Below are 14,891 nucleotides of genomic sequence, written 5' to 3'. Positions count from 1 at the left end.
TGATTACTTCTGAATGCTGAAATTATTCGGTTTTTAGACTTTTTATCGGGTTAATGCTCGCCGCGCGGAAACTTTTGATCCCAATGGTAAGAAAGGCGATTCCCAAAGTGATGACCGCAGCAAGCAGGAATAAATACCATTTGATCTCGACGCGAAAGGCGAAATCCTGAAGCCATTTATTCATGAGATAATAACTGAGGGGGAATGCTATTAAAAAGGAAATCCCTACCAGTTTAATAAAATCTTTGGAAAGCAGCGCCACGATCTGTGCTGCGGAAGAACCAAGCACTTTACGGATCCCGATCTCCTTGAAACGTTGTTCTGCTGTAAAAGTTACTAATCCGAATAAGCCCAGGCAGGCAACGATTATTGTAAGAATGGCAAAAAGCGTCAGGATCGTTCCCATTTTTCGCTCCTTTAAATAGGTATGATTATAGGAATCATCCAGAATGCTGTAATTCAAAGCTTCCTTCGGATTATAGCTGTTCCAATCGGAATTCAAATTCTCAATGATCCCAGACATATCTGCCGTTTTTGAACGAATGATCATTCCGCCATATGGATTCATTTTCAGAATTAGCGGATCGATTTCCTGGTGTAAGGACTTCCAGTTAAAATCTTTAATGATCCCGATAACATGGATGTCTCTTGGACCATCATCGGTATCTCGCTGGAAAGTCTTTCCAATAGCATCCTTACCAAAGCCGAGCGCTTCCGCGGCTTTTTCATTAATGATCACATTATCTTTTTCGGTTCCGTAGGACTTGGAAAAATTACGTCCAGCCAGTAATTCCATCCCCATTGTTGGGATATAATTCTCATCCACATTGTAGAAGAACATTCGGCGTAAGAACTGACCGTTCAGAAAAATTCCGCCTACTTCATTATCGCTTTCGCCGGCCGGTACAAAGGCAGAATGCGTTACATTTTCAACTCGAGGATCGTTTTTGATCTCCTGAATAAAACCATCTTCATTGTTACCTAACAAATAAGTATTGCGAACTACCAGCAACTGGTCTTTTTCGTAGCCGATGTCTTTATTCTGAATATAGCTCATCTGCTCTTTCACCACGAGCGTGGAAAGAATAAGTCCAGCGGAAATCACAAACTGGAAAACCACGAGTCCGCCACGAATCCCGGAATTCTTTCCGCTGCCGGAAAATTTGGATTTCAAGGCGTTTAAAGGATTGAAGGAAGACAGGTAGAATGCCGGATAACCACCCGCCAGAACAGTGATCAATAAGATCAATCCGAATAAGGACAGGATATAGATCGGTTTTAAAAGAGAAATGAATTCGATGCTTTTTCCAGCCAGCTGATTGAATCCCGGAAGAAAAATCGCAAAGATCATGATGGCAAGAATAGTTGCCAAAACGGTGGAAATAAAAGCTTCGGCCAAAAACTGGTAAATAAGCTGTTTTTTATTCGAACCGAGAACTTTTCGAATTCCCACTTCTTTAGATCGTTTGGATGCCGATGCCGTAGCCAGGTTCATAAAATTGATACAGGCAATCACCAGCATAAAAATGGCTACAATACTGAAGATGTAAACGTATTTGATATCTCCGCCCTGTTCCAGAGTGGTCGCATCAGAAAAATCGGAATGCAGGTGAATATCGGTGAGCGGCTGGAGAAATAATCCCAACTCATTATCCTTCTGAAATTCTTCATAAGACATCCCAATGGCATCAATCATTTGCGGTCCCATATATTTCTTGGTGATCGCGGGTAATTTTGCTTCAACTTCAGCTATATCTGCATCCTTTTTTAAAACCAAATAGGTGAAAAAGTCAGATTGCATCCAGGTAGTTTTTTTCGCATTGGCGTAACCAAGTGTAGACGCAAGAATATCAAAGTGAAAATGTGAATTTTCAGGAATGTCTTTCATCACCGCTGAAATGGTGTAATCTTCATCGCGATTGGTCACCGTGATCGTTTTTCCCACCGGATCTGCGTTACCAAAAATATTACTGGCCAATTTTTCAGAAATTACCACGGTATTGGGTTTATCCAGCGGAGTCTTTTGATTACCGTTGATGATTGGCAGTGTGAAAACCTTGAAAAAATTCGGATCAACATAACCCATACTGCTCTGTCCGTAATAAGTCCCGTTGTATTCAAGTCGGTTATTATAAGATTTTGCCAGCCTGGTCGCATCGGTAACTTCCGGAAGATCATTTTTAAGGGTTTGCGCTACCGGAGCCATCACCACGGCTTCCTTCATTTGCTCCCCATTTATCTGGGCTTTAAAAACAACCCGAACAATACGATCAGCCTTTTCATTGAATCGATCGTAGCTCAACTCACTGGAAACGTACAGCATGATCATGATCACAGACGCGATCCCCAGCGCCAGCCCGATAATATTGACCGAAAATGTGCCTTTGTTCTTAATGATATTTCTCCAACCGGTTTTTAAATAATTGCTGATCATAATGATTGATTTTAATGATGATTTTTATTCGGTTTTCAGGCTTTTTACAGGATTCTGTATGGCCGCCCTGATCGCCTGAAAACTGATGGTGAAAAGTGCGATCAGGACTACCAGCCCGATCGCGATGACAAACATTTCCCAGTTCACATTCACGCGGTACGGGTAATTTTCCAGCCATTTGTTCGATACATACCAGGCAATGGGGATGGCGATGACCAGCGAGATCATGACGAGCTTGATAAAATCTGTGGAAAGAATAGTGACGATATTCTTGACAGAAGCACCCAGGACCTTTCGTATTCCGATCTCTTTAGTACGTTTTTCTGCGGAAAGTACCGATAGGCCGAACAACCCGATACAGGAAATAAAAATGGTCAATACCGCCCCAAAAAGCAGGATCTGCTTCCATTTTTCCTCGGCTTCGTAGCTTCTGCGATTTTCTTCATCCTTGAAATTATAGGAAAATGGACTCAGCGGAAAAATTTGCTGAAAAGTTTGCCGAATATGCTCTAAGCTCACTCCGGCCGAATTCGGTTTGATCTTGATATAAAACGAATCAAAATCATTGCCCGGTTTCATTGTAAAAAGCTGTGGCCCAATTTCCTGGTTCAGCGAAAGAAAATGGTAATTTTTAACCACCCCAACCACCCGGTAGATCTCGTCATCGTTGTAAAAGAAGTTCACCGTTTGCCCAATTGGGTTATCCCACTTCGCTTCTTTTACAAAGGCTTCGTTCACAAGAATAGCCGTGGTAGCATCTGAAGGATGTTCTTCGGAGAAATTGCGGCCCTGTACGATGGGAATTTCCATTTCCGGGATATACGATTCGTCAATAGTCACATAATTGAAGCTCATATCATTGCCATTTTCGAGTCGGGCGCCGGTCCAGCTATGGCCCACATTGGTAGGAGCGACATCGATGATTTCTGGATTTTTGAGGACTTCTGTTTTGAAAAGCCTGGCTTTTTCTTCGGAAATCGAAAAATTATCGACCATGATGATATTGCTGTCGTTGTAACCCAGATCGGTATTGATCAGGAAATCAAATTGCCGATAAATTGTGATGGTGGCGATGATCAAAAAGGAAGCCAGCGCAAACTGAAGCACCACCAGAGACTTTTGAAGGTAATTCTTTCCCGAGATCTGGAACCTGCTATACAGAACTTCCACAGGTTTGTAACCTGAAAGAATCAGTGCCGGGTAGAAGCCGGCCAACAACCCGGTCACCAGGAATAAAAGGATATAACCAATGATCAGTTTAGTATCGGCCAGGTAGGATAGTGCCAGGGCCTTATTAGAAAGCTCATTGAAAACCGGCAGTACGAGCTGGGCGATGAGGAAAGCCAGTGAGAATGCGATAAAGCAAAGTAAAAATGACTCGCCTAAAAACTGGAAAATCAATTGCTTTCTGTTGCTGCCCACCACTTTCCGGATACCGATCTCCCTGGCTCTTTTAACCGATCTCGCCACTGTAAGATTCACAAAATTGATGCAGGCGATGAGCAGTACAAAAAGGGCAATTCCGGAGAGAATATAAGAATACATAGGATTGCTGGCGTTTACCAGCCCATTTTGTGCCGGCATCTCGGTATTCATATGGATATCCGCAAAAGGCTGGAGAATATATGTACCCATTTCGGAGCTGCCACCATATTTTTTCAGCAAAGACTGAAAGGTTTCGCGAGCATCTTTCTGGTAAAAAACCTTCATTTGGGCTTCCACATGAGACTTGTCTGCATTGGGATTCAGCACCACAAAAGTATTCAGAAAGGAACTGTACCAGTTTTCATTGTTTTGAGCGTCTTCCTTGCTTTCGCGAAAAGGCAGTAAGACTTCATACCGAATAGTGGAATTCTGAGGAGCATTTTTGGTCACGGCGGTTACCTTATATGGTACCAAAGCACTGTCCTGCCGGATCATCACCAGTTGTCCCAAAGCCTCTTTTTTGCCAAATTGTTTTTGGGCAAAATCTTCGGTTACCACGATCGAATGAGGTTCGCTTAGAGCGGTTTTGGCATTTCCTTCGATCACCGGGAAACTGAAAACGGATAAAAAAGTAGAATCCACTCTAAGTGCCGATTGGGAATAGATCTCGTTACCGTTCTTCATATCTTCGGTAGCGCCCTGAACACGTACAAAAGATGTGATTCCCGAAACATTTTCCGCAAAGCGCGGCCCCTGTAAAAAGCCGGTGTTTACGTTAGTCGCCAGTTGACCATCATGCTTGGCCTGAGCAACCACCCGATAAATATTATCACCATTTTCATGGAAACGGTCAAAACTAACTTCATCTTTTACATAGAGCAGGATGAGCATCGCGCATGCCAGGCCAAGGCTGAGCCCAAGAATGTTTATGAGAGCGTAGACTTTGTTACGAAGCAGGTTCCTCCAGGCTATTTTGATATAATTTCGAATCATGATCTTTTGGTTGATGAGTTATTCGGTTCTAAGATTATCTGCCGGGTTTTTAAAAGCTGCTCGTACAATGCGCACTCCAATCGTCATCATGGCGACTATCATAACTGCCAGCGCACTTTGGACAAAAACCGAAAGTCCAATTTCTACTCGATATGGGAAGCCGGATAGCCATTTGTCCAGTAAATACCAGGCGAGCGGAATCGCTAATACTGCGGAAAGCAAAATGAGTTTCAGTGAATCTTTTGAAAAAATATGTACGATCTGTGCCACCGATGCTCCCAAAACCTTTCGAATACTGATCTCTTTTGTTCTGTTCTGAACCATAAAGGTGATAAGACCAAATAATCCCAGACAGGAAAGGAAAACGATGAGCAAACTGAAGATCTGCAGCACTGTTCTCAGCTTATTTTCAGCTTTAAATTCATGGGCGAGATCTTCGGAAATCCAGGAACTTTGAAAAAGGTTTCCGGGAAAAAACTCCATATATTTTTTCTGAATTTGGGCCACAGCCTGGTGCGGATGTTCCGTATTCAATCGAATCAGCATATTCCCGTATTCCGGGTTTTCAATCGCCCTTACAATCGTAGGTGCCATCGGGTTTCGCAAAGACTGATTGTGGAAATTCTTAATAATTCCCACCGGAATTCCGTTCAGCTGTTTATAAGGTTTATTCAGCTCATCAATATTCAATCGTTCCGCAGTATATGCCGTAATTAAAACAGGTTTTGCCTTTTCTTTCTCTAATTCTTCTTCGGAAGTATCTGGGGCTAATCTTTTTTTTGCGGAAAATTCATTTTCAAAACTCCGTCCTTCAATAAGCTGAAGCTGAAGCGTAGAAAAGAAATTTTGATCGGCATCGATATACCAGGTGGTTACTTTTGCACCTGGAGACTGAGGATCATCCACATCGCGGCTAAAAGTTCCTCCCGCACTGGAAGGAATCCATTGCCCGATGCTGGCGTCCTGAACCCCTGCAATTTGCTTGATCTCTTTCTCAAAGGCCGCACCTTTATTGCCCCATTTGGTAAAACTAATTCTGAAAAGGTCATTCTTATTGAATCCCAGATCTTTTGTATTCAGGAATTCCAGCTGATTATTGACTACCAGTGAACCAACCAGCACGCCAATAGTGATCGCAAACTGGGTAACTACCAGGCCTTTTCTAAAATATTCGGAATTCCTGCTGGTTTGAAAATTATTGGAAATCACATTAGCCGCGTTCGGTTTAGAGATAAGCCAGGCAGGGTACATTCCGGTAAGCAGACTAATTAGGGCGATGACACCAAAACTGGCTGCTAAAAGCTGGATACTTCCCACCACTGTTAGCGATAATGGATTTCCCAGGAATGCTTCGAGATAGGGTAAAAAGAGGTAATAAATACCGAGACCAAAGGCGTAACTGATTCCGAAGAAAAGAAAGGATTCTGTTAAAAATTGCGTGATCAAAGATTTCCTGCTGGCTCCAAGAACTTTTCTTAATCCGGTATTCCTGATCTTTTTTATAGTTCTGGCCGTGCTTAAATTGACGAAATTGATACAGGCAATAAGCAGTAGTAAGATCGCAACGCCGGATAAAATTTTGATATTGCGTTTATTTCCTTTGATCTTCTGAAAAAAACCATCTGAATTCAGGTAAATATCCTCCATCGGCTGAAGCTGAATTTTCATGTTTTTATCGGCATTTGGCAAATGCTGCAGCCAGTTGTTTGCAGCAACTGTAAAGTCAGATTTTGAGATTCCAGGTTTCAGAACGATATACTGTATGGCATAAGGCGTAAAATCACTGGAAAAATCTGTATACCGTGGTTCGGAAATTACCAGCATATCTGCTCGCAGATGGGTGTTTACTGGCAGGTTTTCTATTACTCCTGAAATATAATATTCGGTTGCTGCTCCGGTATTTGATATGTCTTTAATAATCTGCCCTACAGGATGGGAATCGGGAAAATATTGCTCCAGTACTTTTTCAGAAATCACCAGGTTTGGGTAACCTTCAACGAATTCCTTTGGAGTTCCCTGCAAAATTTCAAAGTCAAGAACATCCCATATTGTTGGGTTCACTTCCAGAACATCAAAACTTACCGGATCATTCTCGATATTGAAATCGTAATTACTCCTTCGAATCCTGCTATAGGTTTCAACCTGATCAAAATTAGCAGCGAGCTGAGGTGCTATAGGTGCATTGGTAGATTCATCAAGTTCACCCAGAGCCGTATTTTCGCTTAGTAACCTGTATGTACGCTCACTCTTAGACCAGGTTTTATCGTAACTAAGTTCATTGATTACTACGGTTGCAATTAGTAAAAATGAAGCCAGACCAATACTTAATCCGGCGATATTTATTACCGAATAGGTTTTATTCCCAGTAATATTTCTCCAAGCTATTTTAAAATAATTCCTGATCATGATGAGTAGTTGATGGTTTTATTCGGTTCGTAGACTTTTAACAGGATTCTGAAGTGCCGCTCGTAGTGTTCTGAAACTGATCGTGAAAATGGCAATTCCAAAGGCGATGAGCCCCGAAATAAGAAAGATCCAGACATTCAGTTCAATTCGGTATGGATAATTTTCGAGCCATTTTCCGCTAAAATACCAGGCAAAGGGCGTGGCGATCAGAAAAGCAATTCCCACCAGTTTCAGGAAACTGGAAGTGAGCAGTACGGTGATGTTTCCCACGCTGGCACCTACCACTTTGCGTATACCGATCTCTTTTCGTTTTTGGGAAACCACCAGCAGTGAAATGGCGAAGAGGCCTACGCAACTTAAAATGATCGCTATGATCGAACCGCTGGTGATCATGGTCATCATGGAACGCTCACGGGACAGGGTTCGGTCTATATTTTCATCCAGGTATGATCCTAAAAATTCAGCATTTGGCTCGATCTTATTCCAGGCCAGCTTGACCTGGTCATACGCTGCATTAAGGTTTCCGGGTGCTACTTTGATATAGGCGTAACGCATATTCCATTGTGGATTCAGGAATATCGTGAGCGGTTCGATCTCGCGATCCAGGTCCTGAAAATTATAATCTTTCACAATCCCGATGACCGAAAAACGGATGGAATCCTCCAGGTAAATGGTCTCCTCCAGGATATTTTCCCCACCAAGTTCCCTGGCCATGGCTTCGTTGATGACGAGCGAAAGACTATCGGTGGCGTGAGAACGGTCAAAACTGCGGCCTTGCAAAATTTCCAGTCCTACGGTTTCGGCGTAATCATGATCTACCGTCATGACATTGGTTCGAACGGTTTTATTATGGTGATCGAAAGTCATCACGCTGGTGGAAGTCGTATGATCACGGCCTCTTCCCAAATTGGTATTGGCTGCGGAAATACTCCTAATTGCCGGTTTGCCAGTCAGTTCATTTCGTAATAATTGTAGGTTTCTGAAGTCATCCTGTTTGCCGTTTAACGGAAAGGTAATGACCTGTTCTTTATTAAAACCGAGATCCTTATTCCGCATAAACTCCAGCTGATTCCAAAGCACCAAAGTCCCGCTGATGAGAAGGATAGCGATGCAAAACTGTACAATAATAAGACTGTTTCGCAATCGCTGCCCGCCGTCCAGGTTCAGTTTTCCTTTTAAAGCTTTCAGTGTGCCCAGTTTGCTGAGCAACAATGCCGGGTAACCGCCAGCGATGAAAGTGATGAACGAAATAGCGGCCACAAAACCGAAAATATTCCGGAAGCTTATTACGTTTTTAAATGAAGCGCGTGTATTGAATAACGTCTGGAAAGGTTCAAGCAGCAGGTTTGCCAGCAGTAAACCCAGCAACAGCGCTCCCAGGAAAACCAGCAGGCTTTCTCCCCAGAATTGCAGGAATAGCTGGTTTTTTCCCGCTCCCAGTGTTTTTCGCATCCCAATTTCCCGAAGTCGTTGTGAGCTTTTGGCAATATTCATATTGATGAAATTGACGCTGGCAATGAAAAGGATCAGGAAAGCAATTCCCAGCACGAGGTAGGGATAGATACGATTGACCACGGCCACACCGTCTTTTTCAGAAGCGAAACGATAATCAGTAATAGGTAGTAGTCTCTGTTGCAAATACTGCCCGTTGGCATCTGGCTGCACCCCATCTCTTCTGGCGTCGGCAAGATAGCCCTCATAATGCCTGGCCGTGAAATCACGGGTGGCTTTTTCAAACTTTTCGGGGATGGTGCCTTCTGAAAGTTGCAGGTAAACCTCATGATTGGAATTATCCCAGCGATCGATATTTCTGCCGTAAGCTCGTTGCGACTGACTTTTAAAATTCAGCGCCACTTCAAAATTCAGGCTGCTTTCGTCAGGAATATCCTGGATAATAGAGGTGACCTGGAAAGCTTTTTCCTGTTCATCTATAAAAATACTCACGGTCTTCCCGATGGGGTTTTCTTTTCCGAAGAGCTTTTCCGCAGCTTTTTCCGTCATCGCGATCTCTGCATTTTCTGAAACGGGCTTCATGCTCCCCTCAATTACCGGAAAACTGAAGATGGAAAAGAATTCCGGGTCCACGAAAACGGCTGACATTCTAAGCTGTTTTTCACCATGCGTGAGGAGTGCGGTTCCGCCGTTAAAACGGGTGATCTTTTCCACGCCGGGGACTTCTTCTTTCAGCGCCGGAGCGAAGGGAATCGGTTTGGAAATACTCAGCTGTGCACCATTCCGGTTGTGCTCGGTTTGATAGACCTGGTAGATCGAATCGCTGTTTTCGTGAAACCGATCGTAGGACAGTTCGAAAAGCGCGTACATCGAAAGGAGGATTGCCGTACCAAATGCAACAGAAAGCCCGAAAACATTCAGAAACGTGAAAGTTTTCTCTTTCCGAAGATTCCGCCAGGCGATAATGAGATAGTTTTTGAACATGATTTTTTGATTGATGAATGATCCCTAGACTAAAACATTTTCAGTGACTTTTTGCCCGTCCAGCATCCTGATGATTCGGTGGCTGAACTTCGCGTCATGTTCGCTGTGCGTTACCATGATGATGGTGGTTCCGGCTTCATTAAGCTCGGTTAATAGATCCATTACCTCGTTCCCGTTACTGCTGTCCAGATTTCCGGTAGGCTCATCGGCAAGAATGATCTTTGGGTTATTGACGACCGCCCTTGCTACGGCTACGCGCTGTTGCTGCCCTCCCGATAATTGCTGCGGAAAATGCTTCCGGCGATGCATGATCTGCATTTTTTCGAGTACCTGATGCACGCGTTCTTTTCGCTCAGCCGGTTTCACGCCGGTATAGATGAGCGGAAGTTCGACGTTTTCAAACACGCTGAGTTCGTCAATAAGGTTAAAGCTCTGGAATACAAAGCCGATATTGTGCTTTCTCAACCTGGCTCTCTGGCGTTCGTTGTACCCGGAGACTTCCGTACCATTGAAAAGGTAACTTCCGCCATCCGGATCGTCCAGAAGCCCCAGTATATTTAAAAGCGTGGATTTACCGCAACCCGATGGGCCCATGATCGCGGCAAATTCGCCTTCTTTCACTTCAAAAGAAAGCTTGTTGAGCGCGATGGTCTGTACTTCTTCGGTCTTGTAATATTTTTCCAGATTGGTGATTTTGATCATGATGATTCCGTATTTGTCCGTTTTTTAATTGCTGTTAGTTGTTGATAACCAGTTCTTCGACTTCTCCAAAATTAGAATAACTGGAGGTAATTACCTGGTCACCAGGCTGGAGTCCATCTAAAACTTCGTAATATTCGATGTTCTGGCTTCCCAGGCTAATAGGTGTTTTATAGGCCGTCTTTCCATCTTCGGAAAGCTTAAAGATCCAGTTTCCGCCGGTTTGTTGAAAAAATCCTCCCTTGGAAATGAGCCTGGCTTCTTTTTCCTGGCTCAGCGCCAGTTTTACCTGAAGGCTTTGACCGCGACGAATATTTTCAGGAACTCCTTCCGTGAAGTGCATATCTACTTTGAAACGACCATTGCTAACCTGCGTATACACCTTTTTGATCTCCAACTGGTAATTATTTCCGTTGAAAGTGAATGAACCGCGCTGCCCGCTGAAGATCCTGGAAATATAATGTTCATCTATCTCAGCCTGCACTTTGTAGGAACTAATCACATCGATCTGCCCCAGGCGTTCTCCCTTGTTTTTGGACTGGCCAATTTCAGCATCCAGGGCGGTTAATTGCCCGTCTACCGGTGCCTTCACTACCAGGTCTTCTACTTTTTTGCGCATTAGCTCCAGTGCTTTGCGGGTTCTTTCATACGATTCCTTTGCCTGCCTGGTTTCTGTTCTGGAAGAAACAGAATCCTGTACGAGCACACGCTGGGTGAGCGCCAGCCGTTCTTTTTGGTATTCGTAATTATTCCTGGATTCTTCAAAATCCTGCCGGCCAACGGCGCCCTTTTCATATAATTTGGAGTTGAGGTCATATTCTCTTTTGGCTTCCTTCAGGCTGTTTTCCACGTCGGTAAGCTGGTTCAGCTTATTAATGGTATTTTCTCGGGAAGCATTCTGTGTTCTTTGTATTTGGGTGAGCAGCGTATAAACCTGCGTTTCCTGGTTAACCAGGCTCAGCTCCAGGTCGGTATTAGAAAGCCTGATAATGGGCTCACCTTTTTTCATCATGGCGCCATCCTCCACAAAACGCTCTTCCACCCGGCCACCTTCCATAGCATCCAGGTAAATGGTCGTAAGGGGAAGCACCACGCCGTTCACGGGTATATTCTCCTGAAAATTGCCTTCTTTTACGGTGCTGATCGTAATGCGTTCTCTTTCTACATTCAGTTTGGAATTACCGCTTGAACTGAAAATAACAAAAAGAATGAGCAGGGCCAGTAATAAACCACCGGCCATCATGGCTATTTTTTTAGGTGTAAAACGTTTCTTTTCTAAAGGGATGTCCATAAATATTCAATTTCAGGTATTCGATAATCAATTTGATGCCACAATTTTAGAACATTGTAAATCAGTAAAATACGTATTTTCAGGTAATTAAAAGTGTTCGGTTTTGAGACACTTCCTGTTCGATTTTAAAACAATTTTAAGCCTTTGTTTTTTTCCAGATGGCAAAATTCAGGAAGCCCTCAATAAATCGTAATATTGTGACATGCAGTTAAAAGACGCCAAAATTCTGGTCATCGATGATGATCCTGATGTGCTGATAGCCTTGAGACTCCTGCTGAAATCTCATGTGGCTGAAATCGCTGTTGAAAAAAAACCTTCCAACTTAAGCGCGATCATTTCAGCTAAAAAATTCGATGTCGTGATCCTCGATATGAATTTCAACGGACTCGTAAATACGGGGAACGAAGGGATTTTCTGGTTGAACAAGATCAAGGAACTAAGCCCGGAGACCGATGTCATCCTGATCACCGCCTACGGAGATATCGAACTGGCCATCCGGTCACTGAAAGAAGGCGCTTCAGATTTTATCATCAAACCCTGGCAGAACGAAAAAGTGATCGAGTCGGTTACGGAAATGGTTCGAAAAAAGAAGAAACCTGGCGCTCAGATCAAACAAAAGGCCGGTGATACCCGAATTGTAGGGGAAAGTGAGGAAATCAAAAACGTCTTTGCAAAAATAGAAAAGGTAGCCCCAACCGATGCTAATATCCTGATTCTGGGCGAAAATGGAACCGGGAAAGACCTCGTTGCCAGGGCCATTCACGATAATTCCCGACGAAAAAACAAACCATTCGTCAAAGTGGATGTGGGAGCACTTACTTCCACGCTTTTTGAAAGTGAACTCTTCGGTTATAAAAAGGGCGCTTTTACGGATGCCCGGGAAGATCGAAAAGGACGGTTTGAGGCGGCCAATGGCGGCACACTTTTCCTGGATGAGATCGGGAATATCAGTTTGCGGCAACAGGCCAGGCTGCTTACGGTTCTTCAGAACAGGACGATTACACCGCTGGGGTCTAACGAACTGGTGCCGATTGATATTCGGCTGGTCTGCGCTACCAATTTGAAGATTTCGGAACTTTCTGATGAATCTAAATTCCGAAAGGATCTTATTTACAGGATCAATACCGTGGATATCCTGATGCCGCCACTGCGGGCGAGGGGTACCGATATTACACTGCTCACACGGTATTTCCTGGATCTCTATGCTGAAAAATACGGAAAAGGACCTTTTAAAACCGAAAAGAGTTTTCTGGAAAAACTGAAAAAGCACCCATTTCCGGGGAATGTGCGCGAACTGCAATACGTGGTGGAACGGGCAGTGATCATGGCCGAAAAAAGCGTATTAAAAGACCAGGATTTGTCATTTTCAGCGATAGAATCAGTTCCTGATCAGCAGGAAATGGATGATCTTAGACTGGAAACGGTGGAAAAAAATACCATTTTAAAGGTCATCGATAAAAACAAGGGAAATATCTCAAAATCGGCAAAAGAGCTTGGTATCACTCGTGCGGCACTTTACAGAAGGCTTGATAAATATGACCTTTAAAAGTTATCATATCTCTATTTTTCTGCGGGTCGTGGTGCTGGCGCTTTTTTCGCTGGGAATATCCTGGCTCGTATTGCAACAAAACTGGGTGGCTGCCGGAACCTGTCTTCTTTTTATGATCTTTCTCGTTTATAACTTTTCCAGGTTTTTCAGCAAACGTTTCAGCGTGATCGATGATTTTTTCGAAGCGGTTAAATTTCGGGATTTTTCGAGGAATTACCTGGCAGAAAATAAACCTGACGACATCAGGCGGTTATACGAAGGTTTCAATACCGTGAACCAGACGGTTCGCGAAATGAATTCAGAAAAAGAGGTGCAATACCTGTATTTACAGAAAATACTGGAGATGATCGATGTGGGGATTCTGGCTTATGATCTGGAGACTGGCGGGATTCTCTGGATGAACGAGGCTTTTGAAAAACTGCTGGACGTTCCGCATTTTAAGAATATCAAATTTGTAAGATCCCGGACACCTGAAATTTATCAGGTACTGTTTGAAACTTACCACCGGCAACCAGCGACGATCGATCTTAAGATCAGGAATGAGAATTTAAAAGTGATCGCCTCGCATAGTATTTTCAAGGTGGATTCGAGTTCGTGTAAACTCATCGTGATCCATAATATTGATGATACGGTGAACAAAACCGAGTCCGAAGCCTGGAAAAAGCTGCTAAGCGTGATGACGCATGAGATCATGAATTCCATCGCGCCCATTTCATCGCTTGCCAATACACTGAAAAGCTCTGTTCGCCGGCATATCGAAGATTCGCAGGCAGCCCTGGACCTGGAAGACCTGGACGCCGGGCTCGGCAGCATCGAAAAACGAAGTGACGGATTGATGAAATTCGCGAAAACCTATCGCAGCCTGAATAAAGTGACCAGCCTGAGCAAGGAAACTGTTCTTTTGAAGACATTGTTTCAGGATCTGGAGCAATTGATGCGCTCTTCGGAAAATATCGGTTCGAATACCTTACAATTCGAAGTCTTGGATGAAAAGATGGAAATTGAGGCTGATACTTATTTGCTGGAACAGGTCCTGATCAATCTCATCTTAAATGCGATCGAAGCCTGTCAAAATGAAGCAGAGCCGCAAGTCCTTGTCAAAGCCCTTCAAAAACCGAATGGCAAAAAAATGATCCTGGTCATCGATAACGGTCCTGGCATTCCGCCAGAGATTAAAGACCGCATTTTTGTTCCGTTTTTCACCACCAAGAAGCAGGGGAGTGGTATTGGCCTCAGTCTATCCCGCCAGATCATGACCCTGCATGGCGGAAAAATCCAGATCGATTCTCTCCAGGAAAAAGGCACCCAGGTTTCCCTTATTTTCTAAAAATTCTCAGCATAATTTCAATGAAAGGATGAAATTTCAGGGATAATTACGGAAAAACAGTAATAATAGTATGGATTCTGTATTTTTTAAAAAGTTGAAAAAAATTATTTTGCGGCTCAAACTTTAGTTTTTTAAATCAATCCGGAGCCAGTTTTATGTAGGGATAAGACTGAAGATCCGGATTGTTTATTTCCAGAAAGTGTTTTTTTGTGTTTGTAAAGGCTTCAGAAGCCGGTAATTCTTCCGAAGAAAATTTCAGTTTATTTCTGAAATTTTGGAGTTTCTGCTTTCAGAAATTAGGAAGTCCAGCTTTTTTTATTTATTTGTAGCC

8 protein-coding genes are annotated in these 14,891 nt (G+C 43.4%); 2 read left to right on the top strand and 6 right to left on the bottom strand.

The window, feature by feature from the left end; all coding sequences use genetic code 11:
• Positions 1–22 precede the first annotated feature (22 nt).
• From GRFL_RS01695 to GRFL_RS01670, 6 genes are read right to left on the bottom strand one after another with little or no spacing between them, the layout of a single operon-like run.
• Entirely contained in the window at positions 23–2,434 is a 2,412-nt protein-coding gene (locus tag GRFL_RS01695; RefSeq protein WP_083642905.1) for an ABC transporter permease, read from the bottom strand.
• A 24-nt stretch (positions 2,435–2,458) separates the two neighbouring features.
• Positions 2,459–4,852 (bottom strand): ABC transporter permease, encoded by a 2,394-nt coding sequence (locus GRFL_RS01690; RefSeq protein ID WP_083642903.1) that lies wholly within the window; start codon positions 4,850–4,852, stop codon positions 2,459–2,461.
• 18 nt (positions 4,853–4,870) lie between these two features.
• Positions 4,871–7,258: an ABC transporter permease gene (locus GRFL_RS01685; protein WP_083642901.1), complete on the bottom strand. Its 2,388-nt coding sequence runs from the start codon at positions 7,256–7,258 to the stop codon at positions 4,871–4,873.
• Between the two features lie 18 nt (positions 7,259–7,276).
• Positions 7,277–9,694, bottom strand: coding sequence for an ABC transporter permease (locus tag GRFL_RS01680; RefSeq protein ID WP_083642899.1), 2,418 nt, complete (start codon positions 9,692–9,694; stop codon positions 7,277–7,279).
• A gap of 24 nt (positions 9,695–9,718) precedes the next feature.
• Positions 9,719–10,396, bottom strand: a complete 678-nt coding sequence (locus GRFL_RS01675) for an ABC transporter ATP-binding protein (RefSeq protein WP_083642898.1) — start codon at positions 10,394–10,396, stop codon at positions 9,719–9,721.
• Positions 10,397–10,430: 34 nt separating this feature from the next.
• Positions 10,431–11,684: an efflux RND transporter periplasmic adaptor subunit gene (locus GRFL_RS01670; protein ID WP_083642896.1), complete on the bottom strand. Its 1,254-nt coding sequence runs from the start codon at positions 11,682–11,684 to the stop codon at positions 10,431–10,433.
• Positions 11,685–11,886: 202 nt separating this feature from the next.
• Between GRFL_RS01670 and GRFL_RS01665 the strand changes: the two genes are divergently transcribed.
• Positions 11,887–13,230, top strand: coding sequence for a sigma-54-dependent transcriptional regulator (locus GRFL_RS01665; RefSeq protein ID WP_083642894.1), 1,344 nt, complete (start codon positions 11,887–11,889; stop codon positions 13,228–13,230).
• Positions 13,220–14,560 carry a sensor histidine kinase gene (locus GRFL_RS01660; protein WP_083642893.1) on the top strand — a complete coding sequence of 447 codons (1,341 nt, stop codon included), beginning with the start codon at positions 13,220–13,222 and terminating at the stop codon, positions 14,558–14,560. Before GRFL_RS01665 ends, GRFL_RS01660 begins: the two co-directional genes overlap by 11 nt.
• The last annotated feature ends 331 nt before the right edge of the window (positions 14,561–14,891 follow it).

This window comes from Christiangramia flava JLT2011, from assembly GCF_001951155.1.
Taxonomy (GTDB): domain Bacteria; phylum Bacteroidota; class Bacteroidia; order Flavobacteriales; family Flavobacteriaceae; genus Christiangramia; species Christiangramia flava.
This window is presented reverse-complemented; position numbering and strand designations above follow the sequence as displayed.